Annotated in this window: 19 protein-coding genes; 17 read left to right on the top strand and 2 right to left on the bottom strand. The window is 60.1% G+C overall.

All coding sequences use genetic code 11. The annotated features are described in order from the left end of the window. Positions 1 to 77: 77 nt before the first annotated feature. From JQN68_RS03120 to galE, 4 genes are all read left to right on the top strand, one after another. A complete protein-coding gene (locus tag JQN68_RS03120; RefSeq protein WP_225071745.1) occupies positions 78 to 878 on the top strand; it encodes a tyrosine-protein phosphatase in 801 nt (266 codons plus the stop codon). Positions 879 to 926: 48 nt separating this feature from the next. Then, complete coding sequence (locus JQN68_RS03115) at positions 927 to 2,264, top strand: UDP-glucose dehydrogenase family protein (protein ID WP_225071746.1); 1,338 nt, start codon at positions 927 to 929, stop codon at positions 2,262 to 2,264. Between the two features lie 139 nt (positions 2,265 to 2,403). Beyond that, the gene (locus JQN68_RS03110; RefSeq protein WP_225071747.1) at positions 2,404 to 3,423 is read left to right on the top strand and encodes an NAD-dependent epimerase; all 1,020 of its coding nucleotides are present in this window, start codon (positions 2,404 to 2,406) and stop codon (positions 3,421 to 3,423) included. Between the two features lie 36 nt (positions 3,424 to 3,459). After that, positions 3,460 to 4,440 (top strand): UDP-glucose 4-epimerase GalE, encoded by a 981-nt coding sequence (gene galE / locus JQN68_RS03105; protein ID WP_225071748.1) that lies wholly within the window; start codon positions 3,460 to 3,462, stop codon positions 4,438 to 4,440. Between the two features lie 145 nt (positions 4,441 to 4,585). On the opposite strand, the gene lptG is transcribed toward galE, so the two are convergent. Further along, on the bottom strand, positions 4,586 to 5,671 hold the full coding sequence (gene lptG / locus JQN68_RS03100; protein WP_225071749.1) for an LPS export ABC transporter permease LptG: 1,086 nt from the start codon (positions 5,669 to 5,671) through the stop codon (positions 4,586 to 4,588). Continuing rightward, positions 5,668 to 6,855, bottom strand: a complete 1,188-nt coding sequence (lptF, locus tag JQN68_RS03095; RefSeq protein ID WP_225071750.1) for an LPS export ABC transporter permease LptF — start codon at positions 6,853 to 6,855, stop codon at positions 5,668 to 5,670. The genes lptG and lptF overlap by 4 nt, the downstream gene beginning before the upstream one ends. Positions 6,856 to 7,064: 209 nt before the next feature. On the opposite strand from lptF, the gene rpsB reads away from it, so the two are divergent. From rpsB to ilvN, 13 genes are all read left to right on the top strand, one after another. Continuing rightward, positions 7,065 to 7,850 (top strand): 30S ribosomal protein S2, encoded by a 786-nt coding sequence (gene rpsB / locus JQN68_RS03090; RefSeq protein ID WP_225071751.1) that lies wholly within the window; start codon positions 7,065 to 7,067, stop codon positions 7,848 to 7,850. Between the two features lie 134 nt (positions 7,851 to 7,984). Then, on the top strand, positions 7,985 to 8,896 hold the full coding sequence (gene tsf, locus JQN68_RS03085; protein WP_225071752.1) for a translation elongation factor Ts: 912 nt from the start codon (positions 7,985 to 7,987) through the stop codon (positions 8,894 to 8,896). Positions 8,897 to 8,909: 13 nt separating this feature from the next. Further along, positions 8,910 to 9,635 (top strand): UMP kinase, encoded by a 726-nt coding sequence (gene pyrH / locus JQN68_RS03080; protein WP_225071753.1) that lies wholly within the window; start codon positions 8,910 to 8,912, stop codon positions 9,633 to 9,635. A gap of 5 nt (positions 9,636 to 9,640) precedes the next feature. Then, complete coding sequence (frr, locus tag JQN68_RS03075; protein ID WP_225071754.1) at positions 9,641 to 10,198, top strand: ribosome recycling factor; 558 nt, start codon at positions 9,641 to 9,643, stop codon at positions 10,196 to 10,198. A gap of 190 nt (positions 10,199 to 10,388) precedes the next feature. After that, the gene (gene uppS / locus JQN68_RS03070; protein ID WP_225071755.1) at positions 10,389 to 11,111 is read left to right on the top strand and encodes an undecaprenyl pyrophosphate synthase; all 723 of its coding nucleotides are present in this window, start codon (positions 10,389 to 10,391) and stop codon (positions 11,109 to 11,111) included. Between the two features lie 101 nt (positions 11,112 to 11,212). After that, positions 11,213 to 12,061, top strand: a complete 849-nt coding sequence (locus JQN68_RS03065; protein ID WP_225071756.1) for a phosphatidate cytidylyltransferase — start codon at positions 11,213 to 11,215, stop codon at positions 12,059 to 12,061. A gap of 18 nt (positions 12,062 to 12,079) precedes the next feature. Continuing rightward, the gene (locus JQN68_RS03060) at positions 12,080 to 13,237 is read left to right on the top strand and encodes a 1-deoxy-D-xylulose-5-phosphate reductoisomerase (RefSeq protein ID WP_225071757.1); all 1,158 of its coding nucleotides are present in this window, start codon (positions 12,080 to 12,082) and stop codon (positions 13,235 to 13,237) included. A gap of 9 nt (positions 13,238 to 13,246) precedes the next feature. Next, on the top strand, positions 13,247 to 14,569 hold the full coding sequence (gene rseP, locus JQN68_RS03055) for an RIP metalloprotease RseP (protein ID WP_225071758.1): 1,323 nt from the start codon (positions 13,247 to 13,249) through the stop codon (positions 14,567 to 14,569). Continuing rightward, a complete protein-coding gene (gene tsaB / locus JQN68_RS03050; protein WP_225071759.1) occupies positions 14,569 to 15,285 on the top strand; it encodes a tRNA (adenosine(37)-N6)-threonylcarbamoyltransferase complex dimerization subunit type 1 TsaB in 717 nt (238 codons plus the stop codon). Before rseP ends, tsaB begins: the two co-directional genes overlap by 1 nt. A 72-nt stretch (positions 15,286 to 15,357) precedes the next feature. After that, entirely contained in the window at positions 15,358 to 15,579 is a 222-nt protein-coding gene (locus tag JQN68_RS03045) for a DUF465 domain-containing protein (RefSeq protein WP_225071760.1), read from the top strand. A 204-nt stretch (positions 15,580 to 15,783) separates the two neighbouring features. After that, positions 15,784 to 17,454 carry a dihydroxy-acid dehydratase gene (gene ilvD / locus JQN68_RS03040; protein ID WP_225071761.1) on the top strand — a complete coding sequence of 557 codons (1,671 nt, stop codon included), beginning with the start codon at positions 15,784 to 15,786 and terminating at the stop codon, positions 17,452 to 17,454. 225 nt (positions 17,455 to 17,679) lie between these two features. Then, positions 17,680 to 19,377 (top strand): biosynthetic-type acetolactate synthase large subunit, encoded by a 1,698-nt coding sequence (ilvB, locus tag JQN68_RS03035; protein WP_225071762.1) that lies wholly within the window; start codon positions 17,680 to 17,682, stop codon positions 19,375 to 19,377. Positions 19,378 to 19,400: 23 nt separating this feature from the next. After that, on the top strand, positions 19,401 to 19,892 hold the full coding sequence (gene ilvN / locus JQN68_RS03030) for an acetolactate synthase small subunit (RefSeq protein ID WP_225071763.1): 492 nt from the start codon (positions 19,401 to 19,403) through the stop codon (positions 19,890 to 19,892). The last annotated feature ends 46 nt before the right edge of the window (positions 19,893 to 19,938 follow it).

Genomic DNA, 19,938 nt, shown 5'->3' with positions numbered 1-19,938 from the left:
GGAAGGAGCGGCCGGGGTACGCTTTTTCCCCTATCGGCTCGGCATGCCCGCGCCACACCTTTGGTACTTTTATCCCTATGATTGACTGGCATTGCCACCTGCTGCCCAACCTGGACGACGGCCCCGGCACCCTCGATGAATCCGTGGCCATGGCCCGGGTGCTGGCCGAATGCGGCTTCAAGGAGGTGTACTGCACCCCGCATTGCATGCGAGGTGCCTATGAGACCAGCCCGACGCAGGTGGTCAAGGCCGTTGCCGAACTGCAACAGGTGTTGCAGAGGGCAGGCATTCCCCTGCGACTCTGGCCCGGCATGGAATACTATCTGGATGATTTTTTTCCGGATCGGATCGGTCCGCTGCAGACTTTGGGAAAGACCCGGTTGGTGTTGGTCGAAGCGCCGATTCAGATCCATGCTGAATTGGTCAAGGAAAGCCTTTTCAAACTGGTTCGCAAGGGTTATACCCCCATGCTGGCCCATCCCGAGCGTTGCCCGCTGCTGGATTGGTCCGAACCTCCGGGCTTTGCGCAGCGTCTTGGTCAGCGTCTCGGCCGCCTGCGTCCTTTTCGTAGCCTCAATTTGGTCAGGGAGCCATTGCTGGACGACAGCTTGCGTTCCTCCCTGCGGGGCATGGGATGCCTGATGCAGGGCAACCTTTCCAGTCTGGTGGGTTGGTATGGTCGCCCGGTGCAAAGCCAGGCTCTGCGCAATCTCGCCGCCGGTCATTATGATTGCTTCGGCAGCGACGGGCACAGCTCCCGCGCTCTCAAGCGTTATCTCCCTCGTTCTCTCGAAGTTTTTCAGGACCATCCCCTGCCGACCGGTGTAGCCACCGCCATTGCAGGGTGGCGGGCGAAAGCTCAAGCCTACAATCCGTAAGTCCCATTTCGCCTTCAGGCGAGCTGATTCTTTTCAAAGGAACCATCCATGAACCTCACTGTCATTGGCACCGGCTACGTCGGTCTGGTCACCGGCACCTGCTTTGCGGAAATGGGCAACACCGTCATCTGTGTCGACAACGATCCCGACAAGGTGGCGCAGATGCTCCAGGGACGAATCCCTATTTATGAACCGGGGTTGGAAGATATGGTGATTCGCAACGTCAAGGAAGGGCGATTGCGCTTTACCTGCTCACTGGCGGAAGCCATGGCGGACAGCCAGGTGTTTTTTATTGCCGTCGGCACGCCCGCCAACGGCGACGGCAGCGCCGATCTCAGTCAGGTGATGGGGGTTGCGGGCGAGATTGGGCGCCTGCTGGAGAACTATGCCGTCATTGTCGACAAGTCCACGGTTCCCGTCGGCACAGCGGAGAAAGTCCGTGCCGCCATCCAGGCCCAACTTGAGGACCGCAATCTGCAGGTTGCGTTCGATGTGGTCAGCAATCCCGAGTTTCTCAAGGAAGGCGCGGCCATTGAGGACTTCATGCGCCCGGATCGGATCATCGTCGGCACCGACAGCGATCGGGCGCGGGAAACCATGCGGCAGCTGTATGCGCCTTTCAACCGCAACAGTGATCGTACTCTCTACATGGGGGTGCGCGACGCGGAAATGACCAAATACGCCGCCAACGCCATGCTGGCCACCAAGATATCCTTTATCAACGAGATCGCCAACCTCTGCGATCTGTTGGGGGTGGATGTGGAACATGTTCGACGCGGCATCGGTTCGGACAGTCGTATCGGCTATTCCTTCATCTATCCCGGCTGCGGTTACGGTGGGTCCTGTTTTCCCAAGGACGTCAAGGCCTTGATTCACCTGGCGCAGGCCAGCCGCTTTGATCCCCAATTGCTGCGCTCCGTGGAAGAGCGCAATCAGCGCCAGCGGCGCGTGTTGTTCGAAAAAATTGTCCGGCGCTTCGGTCACGATCTCAGCGGCCTGACTTTCGGTCTCTGGGGGCTGGCCTTCAAACCCGGCACGGATGATCTGCGGGAAGCCCCCGCCGTGACGCTGTTGCACGAACTCATCGGTGCCGGTGCCAAGGTGCGTGCCTACGATCCGGTGGCCATGGACGCCGCCCGCCGTCAGTTGCCCCAAATGTGGTTCGAGCAGGGGGACCTGACGCTGGCCGGCCACCAATATGATGCATTGCAAGGGGTTGACGCCCTGGTGCTGGTTACGGAATGGAAACCGTTCCGGACCCCTGACTTCCATGCCATGCACAAGATTATGCGGCAACCCATCATTTTCGATGGCCGCAATCAGTACGAACCGGTTCAGGTCAAACAGTCCGGTTTCGAATATCAGGGAATCGGCCGCCGCGGCTGAGACCTGCGCTGTTGCTGACTGGGGATGGCTCCCACGCAAGGCGCCGGCCTAGGGGAACGTGCCCTGCTTTCCGGTGGCATCGGCTTGGTAAAGAGTGTGAGGTGTTGGCAACCAATGGAAAAGCTTCAGGAGTCGACTTGTGGCTAAAATACTCGTAACCGGCGCTGCCGGCTTTATCGGCTTTCATCTCTCCCAGGTCCTGCTCGGGCGGGGCGACCAGGTGGTGGGGTTGGACAACCTCAATACCTATTACGACGTCAGCCTCAAGGAAGCCCGCCTTCGCCGGTTGCAGGAGCAACCGGCCTTTCGGTTTGTGCGGCTGGACCTCGCGGATCGGTCCGCGATGGCCGAGCTGTTTGCCTCGGAAAAGTTCGACCGGGTGGTCAATTTGGCCGCCCAGGCCGGAGTGCGCTACTCGTTGCAGAACCCCCACGCCTATGTGGACAGCAACCTGGTCGGTTTTCTGAATGTTCTCGAGGGCTGTCGTCATAACGGCGTCGAACACCTGGTGTACGCGTCTTCGTCATCGGTATACGGTGCCAGCACCCGAATGCCTTTTTCGGTCCACGACAATGTCGATCATCCCGTTTCCCTTTATGCGGCCAGCAAAAAAGCCAATGAACTCATGGCCCACACCTATGCGCACCTGTACGGGTTGCCGGTGACCGGGCTGCGCTTTTTTACCGTTTACGGGCCGTGGGGGCGTCCGGATATGGCCCTGTTCCTGTTCACTCGGGCCATCCTGGAGGGGCGCCCCATCGACGTGTTCAATCATGGGCACATGCGTCGGGATTTTACCTTTATCGATGATATCGTCGAAGGGGTGGTGCGCACCCTGGATCATACCGCGGCGCCCAATCCCCAATGGAACGGCAATCATCCCGATCCCGGCACCAGTGCCGCACCTTACCGGCTTTACAACATCGGCAATAACAACCCCGTCGAATTGCTGCATCTCATCGAGGTGCTGGAAAATGCTCTGGGCCGGAAGGCGGATAAAAACTATCTGCCCATGCAGCCCGGGGACGTGCCGGCCACCTACGCCGATGTGGATGACCTGAACCGGGATGTCGGCTTCAGACCGGCAACCAGCATTGAAGAGGGTGTGGCCCGGTTCGTAGCCTGGTACCGGGATTACTTCGGCAGTCTGCGGCCGTAGCAGCCTTCAAAACGTCGGCATTGGAGAGGAGGGGGCATGCATATTCTGGTGTGCGGCGGTGCCGGTTACATCGGTTCGCACATGGTCAAAATGCTGGTCGGGGAAGGATACGAGGTTACCACCTTCGACAACCTGTCCACCGGGCATGCCTGGGCCGTGCATGGCGGTCGGCTGGTCGTGGGAGATCTGCTTGATGAAGCAGGACTGAGGCAGCTGTTTGCAGCGCAGAGCTTTGACGCGGTCATGCATTTTTCCGCCAAATCCCTGGTTGGAGAATCGGTCCGGCAGCCGGCGCAATATTACCGTAACAACGTCGTCGGAACCTTGAACCTGCTCGATGCCATGCGTGCCGCCGGGGTGAAACGATTCGTTTTTTCCTCCTCGGCCGCTACCTTCGGCAATCCGGTTGCAGACCGGATCGATGAATCCCACCCCCAACAGCCCATCAATCCCTACGGTGAGACCAAATTGATGGTCGAGCACGTGTTGCGTGATTATGCCGTCGCTTATGGGCTGCATTCCGTCAGTCTGCGCTATTTCAACGCCGCCGGGGCCGATCCGGATGCGGCCCTGGGTGAAGAGCACGACCCGGAAACCCATCTGATTCCCAACGTTCTCAAAGCGGTCCTGGATCCGGGTCGTGGGTTGAAGATTTTCGGCAGCGATTATCCGACTCCGGACGGCACCTGCGTGCGTGATTACATTCATGTCCATGATCTTTGCCGGGCGCATCTGCAGGCTTTGCATTTCATGGACCGGGAACCGGGCGCCCATGGTTTCAATCTGGGCAATGGCCGGGGCTTTTCCATCCTGGAGATTATCCGTGCGGCAGAGCAGGTCACCGGTACCTCCATCCCCTTTGAATGGCAGCCGCGGCGGGCTGGTGATCCTCCGGTGCTGGTGGCGGATGCAACCCTGGCTCGCACGGCTCTGGCCTGGCAGCCGGCCTTCGGGAACATTCAACAGATTCTGGAGACGGCCTGGGCCTGGCACAGAAAGCCGGCGGCCGGTCGATGACCGGACGGACAGGCGGGCGCTTGAATTGCGCAGCGACCTGTCGTTTTGCGCTCATGAACACCTCTTCCGATCCCGCCGGGATCCCATCTCCCCCGTCCCCTCTTGTTCTGAGAGAGGGGAACTCCCGCAGCATTGCCTCGCGTCCTCAGGTGTCCGTGGTCAGAAACAGCCAGGCGGCAGCCAGAACAAAGAGCAGGTTGGCGGCCCAGGCTGCCACCAGCGGCGGAAAGGTCGCGGAATAGCCGAAGGCAAGCAAAGCCGCATGGACGATGAAATAGGTGGTGCCGATGCCGATACTCAGGGCGATTCCGAGGCCCAGGCTGATGCCCCGGCCTTTACGGATGGCAAAGGGCACGGCCAAAAACGCCATGATGATATTGGCAAAGGGGCCGGCAATCCGTGCATGCATGTCGACTTGGAAGCGTAGGGGATTATAGCCCTCTTTTTTCAGTTTGGAGGCCAATCTGGCCAGTTCGCTGATGGTCAGGTCTTCGTTGCGGCGGTTGCCGGGCACCCGGAAATCGTCCGGAACCAGAGCCAGGGCCAAAGGTCTTTCAGGTAGTCGCCGCTCTTCCAGCAGATCGCCGGTCTGCACTGCAAATTGACGTTCGGTGACCTCCCGGGCCTGCCATCCCCGCTCCGCATAAATGGCGGACATGGCGTCGGTGCGTTGCTGAACCCGGAAGAGTTCATCAAATTGCAAAATGGTGACACCTTGCAGGGATTGGATTTCCGGTTCCGCCAGGCGGATATGGATGATTTTCTGGCCTTCCCGCAGCCAGATATTGTCGCGGCGAAAAACGGCGCTCGGCCGCCCGGCCACCCGGGAGCGCAAAATGTAGTTCGATTTCCGGACCGTTTCCGGCACCAGGTATTCGTTGGCCGCCAGCATCAGCAGGGTCATGCCGACGGCGAACAGCAACATGGGGGCGACGATGCGCCGCAGGCTGATGCCGCCGGCCTGCATGGCCGCCAATTCATTGCTGCGGTTCAGGCCGCCCAGGGTCATGAACACGCCCATCAGGCAGGCGAGGGGGGAGACCTGGCTGATGATCAAGGGGATTTTGTTGAGAAAGTAGGCGACATACAGGGACGGAGCGGCTTGGTGCTCGATGAAGTTGTCGACTCGTTCGAAGAATTCGATGAGCAGGTAGAGGCCCACAAAAACCGCCAGGGCCAGGGCGAAACGCCGCAGGAAGATGTCGAGCAGGTAACGCTGAATGAGTTTCAAGATGGCTTCTCCCACCGGCGCAGGCGCTCGGCCAGCCAGCCGGCAATATGGCCGCAGGTAGCTGCCAGGGGCAAGGGGCGCTCCTGATTGGCGCGGTGCCAGGTGACCAGGGCTGCCAGCAGGAACAGCAGATTCGGCAGCCAAAGGGCAAAGACGGGCAAGGCGCCTTCGCTGGTCAGGGTATTGGCCAGGGAGTGAAGCAGGTAATAGGTCAGAAAGACGAGCAGGCCGACGGCAAAGCCGCTGCCGCGCCCGGAACGCAACGGCTGGATGCCGAGGGGAGCGCCAAGCAGGGCGAACAGCAGGGGAGCCACGGCGAGGCTCAAGCGTTCATGAAAGTCGACCCTGAGTTGCCGTCGCTCTTCGGCGGCAGGCGATTTTTTCAAGGCACGATGCAGGTCATCCAGCTTCATTTCCTTCTGCTTCACTTCGCCCTGTTCCAGGCTGTTGCCGGTCGGTGTCAGATCGAGATTGATGTCGTAGGTGGCAAAGCCGATCACCTGAAAGGAACGGCCCGAAGCCTGCCGCGACTGGCGGTGCAGGGTGCCGTTTTCAAGCCGCAGGGTCAAGGTCAGATCCCGGGGATTGGACAGAACCTGGCCGGTTCGGGCCAGAATCAGGCTGGGCATGGCATCGGCACGTTCGTCGGAGATGAATACACCGGTCATGATGCCGCTGCGTTCGTCGGCTTCGTTGGCGTAAAGCACCAGTCCCGGAAATTCATTGTTGAAGATCTGCGGCATGATGCCGATGTTGGCACGGCTGGTGGTGATTTGAAACAGACGTTGCCGGAAGACCCGCTCGCCGATGGGTTTGAGGGTGGTGGTCAAGCCGGCGGTCATCAGGGAGACCAGCAGACCAAGGCCGAGAATCGGCTTGGTCATGGACCACAGGCCGATGCCGCTCGATTTCATGGCCAGGATTTCGCCGTCCGCCGACAGGCGTCCAAACCCCATCATGATTCCCAAAAGAAAAGACAGCGGCAAACTGACGATGAGGAAACCGGGCAGCAGGCAGGCCACCAGCGTGAGTATTTCCCGCAGCGGGACGCCCTTGTTGACAACCAGTTCCATCAGGCGCAGCAGGCGGCCCATGAGGAGCACCAGGGTCAGCACCGTCAGGCCGAGAACCATGGGCGCCGAGGCTTCCCGCAAAAAATAACGATACAGGCGAAAGGAGGACATGGCCCGGCATGTTAATACAGTTGCGGGCGCCTGTAAACCGGGATTAAGAGGGATTTTAGGCTTGCCATGGCAGTTCTTCCATGGTACGTATTGGCGTTCACATAACGCACGCATCCCGACCTGCGGTGCTGGTGCCCATCATGGTGATGGAGGGCCCGCGGGGCCGACCGGATGCGGAGGCAACAACCAATCGGAAAAGGAGCATCAACGTGGCACAGATTTCCATGAAACAACTGCTGGAGGCCGGGGTCCATTTCGGCCATCAGACCAAGCGCTGGAACCCCAAGATGAAGCCCTATATTTTTGGGGCTCGCAACGGCATCTATATCATCGATCTGCAGAAGACCGTACGCTACTTCAGGGATGCCTACAGCTTCTTGCGGCAGACGGTGCAAAACGGCGACAAGGTCCTTTTCGTCGGCACCAAAAAGCAGGCCCAGGACGCCATCCGCGAGGAAACCCTGCGGGCGGGCCAGTTTTTTGTCGACAACCGCTGGTTGGGCGGCATGCTGACGAACTTTTCCACCATCAAAAAGAGCATTGAGCGTCTGAAGAAGATCGAAACCATGTCCCAGGACGGCACCTACCAATTGCTGACCAAGAAAGAAGCCCTCGGTCTGGAGCGCGAACGGGAGAAGCTTGAAAAAACCCTGGGCGGCATCAAGGGTATGAACAAACTGCCCGGCGCCATCTTCGTCATCGATCCGAAAAAAGAAGCCATTGCCGTCAAGGAAGCCCGCAAGTTGGGCATTCCCGTGGTTGCCGTCGTGGACACCAACTGCGATCCGGACGAAGTGGATTACATCATCCCCGGCAATGACGACGCCATCCGCGCCATCCGCCTGTTCGCTTCCAAAATGGCCGATGCTTGCGTGGAAGGTTCGCAGGACCGGGAAGTAGCCCTGCGTTCCGATGTGGACGGGGCTGAAATGGCCGGCGCCGAGGCGGAAAAACTGGCCGAGGCAGCGGCCGAGGAGTCCGCGGCCGACGCCTAAGGTTCGGCGCGACTTGATTTGAACCAGGCGGCCGGGTTGACTGGCCGCCTTTTTCTCGCATATCCGGGGATGTCCCGACGGCTTCGGGAGGGCCGGCAGCCTTGCCGAAGCTGCAGCACGAGGAGGGAATACAGGTGAATATCACAGCAGCGATGGTTTCCGAGTTGCGCACCAAGACCGGTGCCGGCATGATGGATTGCAAAAAGGCACTGACCGAGGCCCAGGGCGATATGGAGGCGGCGGTCGACATTCTGCGTAAGAAGGGCCTTTCCGCGGCGGCAAAAAAAGCCGGCCGGGTGGCGGCCGAAGGTTTGGTGGCCGGTCAGGGCGGGCAGGGCTGCGGCGTGGTTGCCGAGGTCAATGCCGAAACCGATTTTGTCGCCAAAAATGAAAACTTCCAGAATTTTGTCGACGGTGTGGTGAAGGCTGTGCAGTTGGCTGCTCCGGCTGACCTGGCAGCTCTGCTGGCTGCAGACTATCCCGGTACGGGCCGCACCGTCGCTGAAGAGCAGACCCACCAGATCGCCACCATTGGCGAGAACATCAATGTGCGCCGCTTCAGCCGTCTGGAAGTGGCCTCCGGCCTGGTCGCCTGCTATGTCCATGGCGCAGGCAAGATCGGCGTGCTGGTCGCTTTGGAGACTCCGGCGGCAGATGATGAGCGGATCGCGGCCCTCGGGCACAATCTGGCCATGCATGTCGCGGCGGCCAATCCCCAATATCTCTGCCGGGATGAGGTTCGGGCCGAGGAGCTTGAGCGGGAAAAGGGCATCATGCGCGAGAAAGCGCTGGCCAGCGGCAAGCCGGCCAACATCGTGGACAAAATCATCGAAGGCCAGGTTAACAAGTACTTCGGTGAAATTTGTCTGCTGGAACAGGCTTTTGTCATCGACCCCGATCAGAAGGTAGCCCAAATTGTGGCCGCCGTGGCCAAGGAAGTGGGGGCACCGGTTGAGTTGAAGGCTTATGTCCGCCTCCAACTCGGCGAAGGTCTGGAAAAAAGGGAAGACGACTTTGCGGCTGAAGTCGCAGCAATGACCAAATAGGCTGGATACTGCCATGGTGGAACCTGAACCAAAATATCGTCGCATTCTTCTCAAGCTGAGTGGCGAGGCTCTGGCCGGGGATCGAGGCTTCGGCATCGATCCTCAGGTCATTGCCGACATCGCCGCTGAAATCCGGGAGGTCGTTGAACTGGGGGTCCAGGTCGCGGTGGTCATCGGTGGGGGGAATATCTTCCGCGGCATGGCCGCCGCAGCGAGTGGCATGGATCGTGCCGGGGCCGATTACATGGGCATGCTGGCTACCATCATGAACAGCCTGGCTCTCCAGGACGCCTTGGAGCAGATCGGCGTCATGACCCGCGTGCAGACCGCCATCGAAATGCGTGAAGTGGCCGAACCCTACATCCGGCGCCGGGCCGTGCGCCATCTGGAAAAGGGTCGGGTAGTGATCCTCGGCGGCGGTACCGGCAACCCCTATTTCACCACCGATACGGCAGCGAGTCTGCGGGCCATGGAAATCGGCGCCGAAGTCATTCTCAAGGCGACCAAAGTCGATGGAGTGTACAGCGCGGATCCCTGCAAGGATCAAACCGCGGTCAAATTCCATGAGCTGAGCTATCTCGACGTGTTGAAAAAAGGGCTCAAGGTTATGGACGCCACCGCTACCTCCCTGTGTATGGACAACGATTTGCCCATCGTCGTCTTCCAGTTGTCCCGCCGCGGCAATATCAAGCGGGCGGTTCTTGGTGAGGATATCGGCACCATTGTTAAAGGAGAATGACTGTCATGTATAATGATGTCATAAAGAAATCCCGCAACAACATGGAAAAAGCCATCGAAGCCCTGAAGAAGGATCTGACCCGGGTGCGCACCGGTCGCGCTTCGACGGCGCTGCTGGACGAGGTGCGGGTCGATTATTACGGTACTCCGACGCCGTTGAGCCAGGTCGGGACCCTGGCGGTTCCCGAACCGCGCCTGATTACCATTCAGCCCTGGGAGAAAAATCTGCTGCCGGCCATCGAAAAGGCCATCCTTAAATCCGATTTGGGCTTGAATCCGTCCTCGGACGGTGTCCTGGTGCGCATCGTCATCCCGCCCCTCACCGAAGAGCGGCGCAAGGAGATGGTCAAGGCGGTGCGCAAGATGGGAGAAGAGACCAAGGTGGCCATCCGGAATAACCGCAGGGACGCCAACGACGGTTTCAAAAAGCTGCAGAAGGACAAGGAAATCAGCGAAGACGAGCAGAAGCGGGGCGAAAAGGAAGTTCAGGACCTGACCGACCAGTTCGTTAAAAAAGTCGATGAGGTGGTCGTCGTCAAGGAAAAGGAAATCATGGAGATTTGATGCGGTTCGGCCAACAGGCGGCCGCCTGGATATCGGTTTGGCAGAAGGGCGTCCCCAGCGGCGCCCTTTTTTTTCCGGCCGGACGAATGTTTTGCGCCGGCCGCTGTTTGCAAGTGTTGCCGGTAATTCGGCGTTATGGTAACGTTGCAATTTTACATAAGGCGTGAAGAACCTGGAACTGGACAGCGGCATGCGTGTGCCTGAACATCTCGCCATCATCATGGACGGTAACGGTCGCTGGGCCGAGCAACGCCAGCTGCCGCGCATTCTGGGCCATCACCATGGGGTGGAGGCGGCCAAGGCGATGGTGGAGGAGTGCCGTCGACTGGGAATTCGGTTTCTGACCCTCTACGCCTTCAGCTCGGAGAACTGGGGTCGGCCGGCCGACGAGGTGCGTTCCCTCATGGAGTTGCTCAACCGCTTCCTCGCCCAGGAACTCGACAGCCTGCTGGCGCAGAACATTCGGCTGCGGGTCATCGGGGATATCCGCCAACTGCCCTCCGGGGTTCGTTCGACCTTGGAAGCGACCATGGCCCGAACCGCTCACAACAGCGATATGGTGCTGACCCTGGCCCTATCCTATGGCAGTCGGGATGAAATCCTGAGGGCGGTACGGCGCCTGGCCGAGGCGGTCGGGCAAGGACTGTTGCAGCCGAACCAGATCGATGAGGACCATTTGACTCAGGTGCTCGATACCGCCGGCATGCCGGAGCCGGATCTGTTGATCCGAACCAGCGGCGAGATGCGCATCAGTAATTTTCTGCTCTGGCAGTTGGCCTACACCGAACTGTATTTCACCGAAGTGCTCTGGCCTGACTTCGGGCCCGCGCAGTTGCGTCAGGCCCTGCGGGAGTTTGGCCGGCGGCAGCGGCGGTTCGGCCTGACGGCCAGGCAGGTGCAACCGGACAATTGACCCGGATTTTTCATGGCGTTCGCGGTGACAACCGACCGTGCCAAGCCGGCTCAAGGCTGACGCTTTTGGCGTTTGGTTTGCTCTGATGGAGATGGGCCGGTTTGGCGGCGCAGTCTCATGAACATCCCGGGTTCAGGTCGAGGGAGGCCGTTATCAAATCTCGAATCATTACCGGTGCGCTGCTGCTGCCCATGGTGGTCGCTTTTGTCCTCTGGGCTCCTGTGGCCGCGGTGCATGGGCTGGCCTGCATCTTGGCCGGTCGTGCTTTATATGAATTCTATCACATGGCCCTGCCGGCCTCCCGCAAGAGGGAAGGACGGTTCGCCCTGGTTGGCGGCGCAGTGCTGGTCTGGCCTCTGGCCAGAGGGGAGTGGGCGTGGTTTCAAGGCGGCTTGCTGTTGCTGCTGTTTGCCTTGGCTTTGCTGGTCCTGCTGCGCTGCCGGCCCTTGGAGCGTTCCGGCGTCGACATGGCACTCCTTGGGTTCGGCTTCCTGTACATTACTCTGCCCCTGGGCTATCTCGGGTTGCTGCGTACCTTGCCGCATGGAGAACGCTGGATCCTGCTGCTCCTGCTGCTGGTCATGAGCAGCGATACCGCGGCTTATTTCACCGGCATCAACTTCGGGCGGCGCAAGCTTTATCCCCTTGTCAGTCCCAACAAGAGCGTCGAAGGTGCCGTCGGCGGGCTGCTCGGTTGCCTGCTTGCCGCCTTGGCCGCACAGCGAACCTTCTTCCCTTTTGTGTCCTGGCCTGCCCTGGTGGTCCTGGGGTTGCTGATCGGAGTGGTGGCCCCCTTGGGCGATCTGTTCGAGTCTCTGCTCAAGCGTTGCTGGCAGGTCAAGGATTCGGGAAACCTGCTGCCGGGCCACGGCGGCCTGCTGGATCGTCTCGACAGTCTGCTGTTCGTTTTTCCCTTGGTTTATTATTTTGCGCTGATCGTCATCGGCTAGCGCTATTCTGGAGTCTCCATGAAAAAAATCGGGATTCTTGGTTCCACCGGGTCCATAGGTGTCAGTACCTTGGACATTTGTGCGGCATATCCGGATCGATTTCAGGTCGTGACCCTGACGGCCGGCAACAATCTGGCGCTACTCGAAGAGCAGATTCGCCGCTTTCGTCCCCGGCAGGTAGCGGTCATTGCCGAGGAGTCTGCCGAGCAGTTGCGGAAACGACTGGGATTCGACGGGCCCGAAGTATTGTCCGGCGTCGAAGGGCTGATCGCCTGCGCCTGCCATTCGGAGCAGGAAATGGTGGTTTCCGCCATCGTCGGTGCCGCCGGCCTGGTGCCGACCATGGCGGCCATCGAGGCGGGCAAGGACATCGCGCTGGCCAACAAGGAAACCCTGGTGACGGCCGGTCCCTTGGTGATGGATGCCATTGTCCGCCACGGGGTGCGTCTGTTCCCTGTGGATAGCGAACATTCCGCTATTTTCCAGTCCCTCGAGGGGCATCGCAAGGATGAGGTGCGCCGCCTGATTCTGACCGCCTCGGGTGGGCCCTTCCATAAGAAGTCTTTGGCGGACTTGCAAACCGTCACCCGCGAGGATGCCCTGGCGCACCCCAACTGGTCCATGGGTCGCAAAATCACCATCGATTCGGCGACCATGATGAACAAGGGACTCGAGGTCATCGAGGCGCGCTGGTTGTTTGATGTGCCGGCGGAGCGGATCGCGGTTCACATTCATCCGCAGAGCATCGTTCATTCCCTGGTTGAGTATATCGACGGGGCGGTTATCGCCCAACTCGGCATTCCCGACATGAAAACGCCCATTGCCTATGCGCTGTCCTATCCGCGCCGCCTGGCTTTGACCCTGCCGCCCCTGGACCTCTGCGCCTTGCGATGTCTGACTTTCGAGGAACCGGACCTGGAAAAATTTCCCTGTCTGGCCTTGTCCTACCAGGCCCTGGAAATGGGCGATACGGCGCCCGCCGTGCTGAACGCGGCCAACGAGGTTGCGGTGGATGCCTTTTTGCGGGAAGAAATCGCTTTCCTCGACATCCCGATAATCATTCGGGCGGCTCTTGAAAATCACCAGATAAGCGCTCTGACGCGCATCGACGAAGTTTTGAAAGCCGACCTTTGGGGCCGCCAGGAAGCCCGGCGCCTTATCCAAGTGCGCGGCTAAGGGGGCGCCATGGTAACCATCCTGACCGGCATTTTGATGCTCGGCGTGCTGATTTTCGTTCATGAACTCGGGCATTTTGTCGTTGCCAAACTGGCCGGGGTCAAGGTATTGAAGTTCTCCCTGGGCTTCGGGCCGCGGCTGCTGTCCCGGCAATGGGGGGAGACGGTTTACCAGATCTGCGTGGTGCCCCTGGGCGGATATGTTCAGATGCTGGGTGAGGGGAGCGACGAGGCGGAACAATTGACCGATCCCGCCGACAAGGAACGCTCCTTTGCTGAAAAAAAACCGTTGCAGCGGATAGCCATTGTCGCTGCCGGTCCGTTCATGAATCTGATGCTGCCCTTTCTGGTGCTGCCCCTGGCCTACGTCATCGGCATCGACATGCCGGCATTCCTGGAACGACCAGCCTGCATCGGATACGTCGCACCCGACACGCCCGGTGCCCGGGCCGGCTTTGCTGCCGGCGATTGTGTGACCCGCATCGACGATCAATCGATAGCCTCCTGGAGTGAAGCCGAAAAGGAGCTGCTGCGCCGGGCGGGCCGCGAGGTAATGGTCACCGTCGAGCGCTCCCAGGGTCCGGCAACCATCAGATTGACGGGAAATGGCGATGTGGCCGGCGGGCTGCAAGCTTTCGGCCTGCTGCCGCCCCAGGATGCAGTCATCGGGCAGGTGCTGCCGGGATTGCCTGCCGCCGAGGCCGGCCTGCAGGCCGGAGACCGGATTCTGGCCATCGGCGAAGCACCCGTCGATTCCTGGTACATGGTTCGTCCCCTGGTTGCCGCCGGCGCCGGTGAAACCCTGACCCTGCGCATCGGGCGCCAGGATCAAACCCTGTCCATTCCGGTCACGCCCCGTGAAAGTCACGAAGGGGACGGCTGGTTGCTGGGAGTGGCGCCTGAGTTTGAAACGGTTTTCAAGCGTTTCCCGTTGGCGGCTTCTTGGCGGGAGGGCAGTCGCCGCAGCATCGAACTGATGCGTCTGACGGTGGTGTTTGTCGGCAAGCTGTTTTCCGGCAGCGTCTCGCCGAAAAGCATCGGCGGACCGATTCAGGTTGTGCAGGTGGCCGGTGCGGCCGCCGATACCGGCTTTACCGCGGTATTGTCCTTTCTGGCCTTTCTCAGTATTCAATTAGGGATCCTGAACCTGTTGCCGGTTCCCATTCTGGACGGTGGTCATCTGCTGTTTGGGTTCCTGGAATTGATTTTCCGCCGCCCCTTGCCGCTGAGAGTCAGAGAGGTGGCACAACAGATCGGGCTCGGCCTGATCATTTTGCTGATGGCCTGGGCGTTTTACAATGACCTGGCGCGTCTCTTGATGGGTAGGGGCTGATGGCCGATCTGATTCTGACCATCGATACCTCGACTCCGGCCGGCAGCGTGGCTCTCAGCCAAGGCGACCAGTTGCTGGGGGAACTGTTTTTCAATTACGGCCGCAATCATACCGGGCAATTGCTCGATGCCGTCGGCCGTCTGCTGGCCGCGGGTGGATTTGGTCTGGCTCAGGTCGACGTCTTCGGCGCGGTGACCGGTCCCGGTTCTTTTACCGGTCTGCGGGTCGGTATCGCCACCGTCAAGGGCCTGGCCCTGGCCTGCGGGAAACAGGTGGTGGGGGTTTCCTCCCTGGCGACCCTGGCGGCCCAGGTCCCTGCCTGCCGGTATCCGGTTTGCGCCTTGATCGATGCCCGCAAGCAGGAGGTTTACAGTGGGCTGTTTCACTGTGGCACCGGCGAACCTCAGTTGCAGGGTAGTGAACAGGTCCTGGTACCGGAACGTCTGCTGGACCAACTCAGCGGCGAAATTCTGTTTGTCGGCAGCGGCGCGCTGTTGTATCGCACATTGATTCTGCGGCGACTGGCCGGCCGGGCCCACTTCGCGCCCTGGCCGTTGCACCAACCGCGCGCCTCGAGTGCGGCCATGTTGGTGCTGAGCCGTTGTCAGGCCGGTCTCGGCTGCGCTCCGGAAAGTATTTTGCCGCGTTATATCCGGCCCTCGGAGGCGGAGCTCATGGAGGCCCGGGAGTCCGGTCTGCTGCCCATAGAAGGTTGACATCACCACGTTGATTCGCTATGGTGAAATTGGTTTTCTGCTCTTTGTCAACCCTTTCCAGGGAGGTGTCCGATGGATGAGAACCATTCGGCGGTGGTCCAGCGTCTGTTTGACGAAAATCCGCGTTATCGCAGGCTTTACGAGGAACATGCCATCCTCGAGCGGCAATTGGCGGAGTGGGACACCAAGAAGTATCTAAGCCCGGAAGAAGAACTGGAAAGAAGGAAAGTGCAAAAGTTGAAACTGGCGGGAAAAGATGAAATGGAGCAGATCTTGCGCAGATGGCGACGGTAATGGGATCGGTTGAGTAATTGGAGAAAGGGTTTGGACTGTCGTCCGAACCCTTTCTGTATGGGGCTTGGTTTCATTTCCCGAAAAAAATTTTTGTCACCATGTCGGACCGCAGGTGATGATGGATATGGACCGCGGCAGCAGCGGCTGCACGCGTCTTTTTTTCTGACGGCAATGGGTGCCGCCGCAAAGGAAAGGCAAGGAAGCATGACAGGCAAAAGAAGCGAAGCCATTACCCAGGGGTTCGAACGGGCACCGCACCGCGCGCTGCTGATGGGAACCGGTGTGCCGCGCAGCGAGTTGCAAAAACCCCTGATCGGTATCGCCACCTCCTTCACGGATCTGATCCCCGGTCATATCGGCATGCGGGATCTGGAACGCTTCATTGAGAAGGGCGTTCATACCGGCGGCGGCTACTCCTTTCTGTTCGGCATTCCCGGGGTCTGCGACGGCATTGCCATGGGTCACAAGGGTATGCACTATTCCCTGGCCACCCGTGAGCTGATCGCCGACATGGTCGAGTCCATTGCCGAAGCCCATCGGCTTGACGGCCTGGTGCTGTTGACCAACTGTGACAAGATTACCCCCGGGATGCTCATGGCCGCCGCACGCCTGGACATCCCCTCCATCGTTGTCACCGCCGGTCCCATGCTGACCGGTGCCGGTCGCGCCGGGCGGCGCTATTCCTTCGTTACGGACACCTTCGAAGCCATGGCACGTTTCAAAGCCGGTGCCATCGACGCCAAGGAGTTGCAGACCTGTGAGGAAAAGGCCTGCCCCGGAGCCGGTTCCTGCCAGGGGCTGTTTACCGCCAACACCATGGCGATTTTGACCGAAACCCTGGGCATGAGTCTGATCGGCTGCGGCACGGCGCCGGCCGTCTCGGCGGAGAAACGGCGCATTGCCTTTGCTTCCGGAGAACGTATCGTCAGCCTGGTGCGTGACGGCATCACTCCCAGCAGAATACTGACCCGGGCGGCCTTTGAAAACGCCATTCGGGTGGATCTGGCCCTCGGCGGCTCCAGCAACACCGTGCTCCATCTGCTTTCCATCGCCAACGAAGCCGGCGTCGAGGTGCCTCTCGATCTGTTCGATCAACTTAGTCGGGAAACCCCCCAGTTGTCTTCCATGAATCCGGGCGGCAAATACTTCATGGAGGATCTCGACACGGCCGGCGGCGTGCCGGGCGTTCTCTACCAGTTGGGCGCCATGGTGCAGGACAATCCGACGCTGAGCGGATTGTCGGTCAAGGAGATCGCCGCGGCCGGCGGCCCGGTGGACGAGGAGGTCATCCATCCCCTGACCGATCCGGTGCGGCCGGAAGGGGGGATTGCCATCCTGCGGGGCAGTCTGGCCCCGGACGGTGCCGTAGTCAAGCAATCCGGCGTTTCGCAGGCCATGATGACTTTTGAAGGACGGGCGCGCTGCTTCGACTCCGAGGAAGAAGCCATGCAGGCCCTGATGAACGGCCGGATCGTGGCCGGCGACGTGGTCGTCATCCGTTACGAAGGCCCCAAGGGTGGACCCGGCATGCGGGAAATGCTGGCGCCGACCGCGACGCTCATGGGCCTTGGCCTGGGCGAGAGCGTGGCTCTGGTGACCGACGGCCGTTTTTCCGGGGGCACCCGCGGACCCTGTATCGGCCACGTTTCTCCGGAAGCGGCGGAGGGCGGACCCATCGGACTGGTGGAAGACGGCGATGTCATCGTGCTCGACATTCCCAACCGGCGCCTTGAACTCAAGGTCGCTGCCGAAGTTTTGGCCGGCCGGCAGGCTGCCTGGCAACGCCCCGAGCCCAAGATCAAGAAGGGCTGGCTGGCCCGCTATGCATCGGTGGTCACCTCGGCCAATACCGGCGCCGTCTGTCGGCCCTGCTGATTTTTCAAAGGTATGGACAAGCCTTATATGATGGCTTGAGCCCGGCGTCCGGCCTCTGCGGGGCCTTGGTCGATGGTTTCCTTCATGCTGGTTGACTGCCAGGATTCCACCGAGATCGCGCCCTGATCTTCGGCCATGATGCAGCGGCGGGGCCATGAACCCCTGATATTCCCCCCGGGGTGGCGCGACTCGGTATGGGGTCCCACGTTCAAGAGGAGGCATGGTGTGAAAAAAACCGGTTCCCAGATTCTGCTCGAATGCCTGATGCTGGAAGGTGTCGATACGGTATTCGGCTATCCGGGCGGGACGGTCATCAATATTTATGATGACCTCCTCGACTATCCCATTCGCCATATACTGACTCGGCATGAACAGGCCGCTGTCCATGCCGCCGACGGCTATGCCCGGGCTACCGGCAAGGTCGGCGTGGTCATCGCCACCAGCGGGCCGGGTGCCACCAATACTGTAACCGGTATTGCCACCGCCTACATGGATTCCGTCCCCATGGTGGTGATTACCGGCCAGGTGCCGACGCCCCTCATCGGTAACGACGCCTTTCAGGAGGCGGATATCGTCGGCATTACCCGGCCCATCACCAAGCACAACTACCTGGTAAAGGATATCAAGGACCTGGCTCGCATCCTGAAGCAAGCCTTCTACATCGCCCGGACCGGGCGGCCCGGTCCGGTTCTGGTCGATCTGCCCAAGGATATCCAGTTGGCCAGCACCCGTTTCGCCTATCCGGACTCGGTGAGCCTGCGTGGCTACAAGCCCACCTACAGCGGCAACGTGCGTCAGGTGGAAAAAGCCGTACGCATGATCCTGGCCGCCCGCAAACCGGTGGTCTATGTCGGTGGCGGCGTGACGGCCTCCGAGGCCTCGTCGGAACTCATGGATTTCGTCCAACAGATTCAGGCGCCGGTGGTTACCACCCTCATGGGGATGTCCGCCTTTCCGCGGCGCCATCCTCTGGCGCTGGGCATGCTGGGCATGCACGGCACCTATTCCGCCAATATGGCCGTGACCAACAGCGATCTGCTGATCGCCGTGGGGGCGCGTTTCGATGACCGGGTCACGGGCAAGGTGGCATCCTTTGCGCCCCACGCCAAGATCATCCACATCGACATCGATCCCACTTCCATCAAAAAGAACGTCCGGGTGGATCTGCCGATTGTCGGGCAAGTCAAGGATGTCCTGGTCAAAATCAACAAGGAACTGCAGGCGCATGCCGAGACCACCGCGGAACTGCCCGGCATGACGGTCGCCTGGCGGGAAGAGATCGGAGAATGGACCCGGACCCATCCCGTCACCTACAAAAACAGTGAAACCGTCATCAAGCCGCAGTACGTCATCGAGAAGATTCGTGAACTGACTGACGACGATGCCATCATCGTCACGGAAGTCGGACAACACCAGATGTGGACCGCCCAGTTCTTCCAGTTCAGCCAGCCGCGCACTTTCCTGACCTCCGGCGGTCTGGGTACCATGGGCTTCGGCCTGCCGGCAGCTCTCGGGGCGCAGGTGGCCTGTCCGGATCGGCAGGTCATCGATGTCAGCGGCGACGGTTCCTTTCAGATGAATTCCCAGGAACTGGCGACCCTGGTGCAGTACCAATTGCCGGTGAAGATCGCCATCCTGAATAACAATTATCTGGGCATGGTGCGGCAATGGCAGGAACTGTTCTTCCGTCGGCGCTACAGCCAGACTCCGATGGAATTGCCCATCGATTTCGTCAAGCTGGCGGAGGCCTATGGAGCCACCGGTCTGACCGCCGCCCGGCCCGAGGAGGTGGAAGGGGTCATTCGGAAGGCCCTGCAGACTCCGGGGCCGGTGCTGATGGAGTTCAAGATCGATCGGGAGGAAAATGTCATGCCCATGGTGCCGGCCGGGGCGGCTATCAATGAAATGGTGCTGGCTTCCTAGGGGGCGGAATGGATATTGCCAATATGAAACATACCATATCGGTTCTGGTCGAAAACGAATTCGGCGTGCTGGCCCGGGTCGCGGGGCTGTTCTCAGGACGAGGCTTCAACATCGAGAGTCTGACCGTCGCCCCGACCCTGGACCCCAGCGTCTCGTGCATGACCATCGTAACCAGCGGTGATGAACGGGTGCTGGAGCAGATTACCAAGCAACTCAACAAGCTCATCGATACCATCAAGGTCATGGATTTTACCGGCATGGAATTCATCGAGCGGGAAATGGCCTTGATCAAAGTTCAGGCCACGGATGAAACCCGGGCCGAAGTTTTGCGAATTGCCGACATTTTTCGAGGCAAGGTGGTGGATGTCACGGCGCGCTCCTATACCCTGGAGATCACGGGAGCCCCCGGAAAAATCGAAGCCGTCATCGATCTGCTGAGGCCCATGGGCATCAAGGAACTGGTTCGCTCCGGTCCCGTTGCCCTGTGCCGCGGCAGCAAGGATATCAAAGGTTGAGCGGAATGCCCTGAGGGCAGAGGAACCGGGCGGCAGCCAATAAAAG

It is taken from the genome of Desulfuromonas sp. CSMB_57, from assembly GCF_020194955.2.
Lineage (GTDB): Bacteria > Desulfobacterota > Desulfuromonadia > Desulfuromonadales > Syntrophotaleaceae > JAFCIY02.
This window is presented reverse-complemented; position numbering and strand designations above follow the sequence as displayed.

What these genes read in the sequence shown, in the direction of transcription:
- JQN68_RS03120 (WP_225071745.1), top strand. Translation starts at nt 78, where the DNA reads ATGATTGACTGGCATTGCCACCTGCTGCCCAACCTGGACGACGGCCCC.
- JQN68_RS03115 (WP_225071746.1), top strand. Translation starts at nt 927, where the DNA reads ATGAACCTCACTGTCATTGGCACCGGCTACGTCGGTCTGGTCACCGGC.
- galE (WP_225071748.1), top strand. Translation starts at nt 3,460, where the DNA reads ATGCATATTCTGGTGTGCGGCGGTGCCGGTTACATCGGTTCGCACATG.
- lptF (WP_225071750.1), bottom strand. Translation starts at nt 6,855, where the DNA reads ATGTCCTCCTTTCGCCTGTATCGTTATTTTTTGCGGGAAGCCTCGGCG.
- pyrH (WP_225071753.1), top strand. Translation starts at nt 8,910, where the DNA reads ATGGTGGAACCTGAACCAAAATATCGTCGCATTCTTCTCAAGCTGAGT.
- frr (WP_225071754.1), top strand. Translation starts at nt 9,641, where the DNA reads ATGTATAATGATGTCATAAAGAAATCCCGCAACAACATGGAAAAAGCC.
- uppS (WP_225071755.1), top strand. Translation starts at nt 10,389, where the DNA reads ATGCGTGTGCCTGAACATCTCGCCATCATCATGGACGGTAACGGTCGC.
- JQN68_RS03060 (WP_225071757.1), top strand. Translation starts at nt 12,080, where the DNA reads ATGAAAAAAATCGGGATTCTTGGTTCCACCGGGTCCATAGGTGTCAGT.
- rseP (WP_225071758.1), top strand. Translation starts at nt 13,247, where the DNA reads ATGGTAACCATCCTGACCGGCATTTTGATGCTCGGCGTGCTGATTTTC.
- tsaB (WP_225071759.1), top strand. Translation starts at nt 14,569, where the DNA reads ATGGCCGATCTGATTCTGACCATCGATACCTCGACTCCGGCCGGCAGC.
- JQN68_RS03045 (WP_225071760.1), top strand. Translation starts at nt 15,358, where the DNA reads ATGGATGAGAACCATTCGGCGGTGGTCCAGCGTCTGTTTGACGAAAAT.
- ilvD (WP_225071761.1), top strand. Translation starts at nt 15,784, where the DNA reads ATGACAGGCAAAAGAAGCGAAGCCATTACCCAGGGGTTCGAACGGGCA.
- ilvN (WP_225071763.1), top strand. Translation starts at nt 19,401, where the DNA reads ATGAAACATACCATATCGGTTCTGGTCGAAAACGAATTCGGCGTGCTG.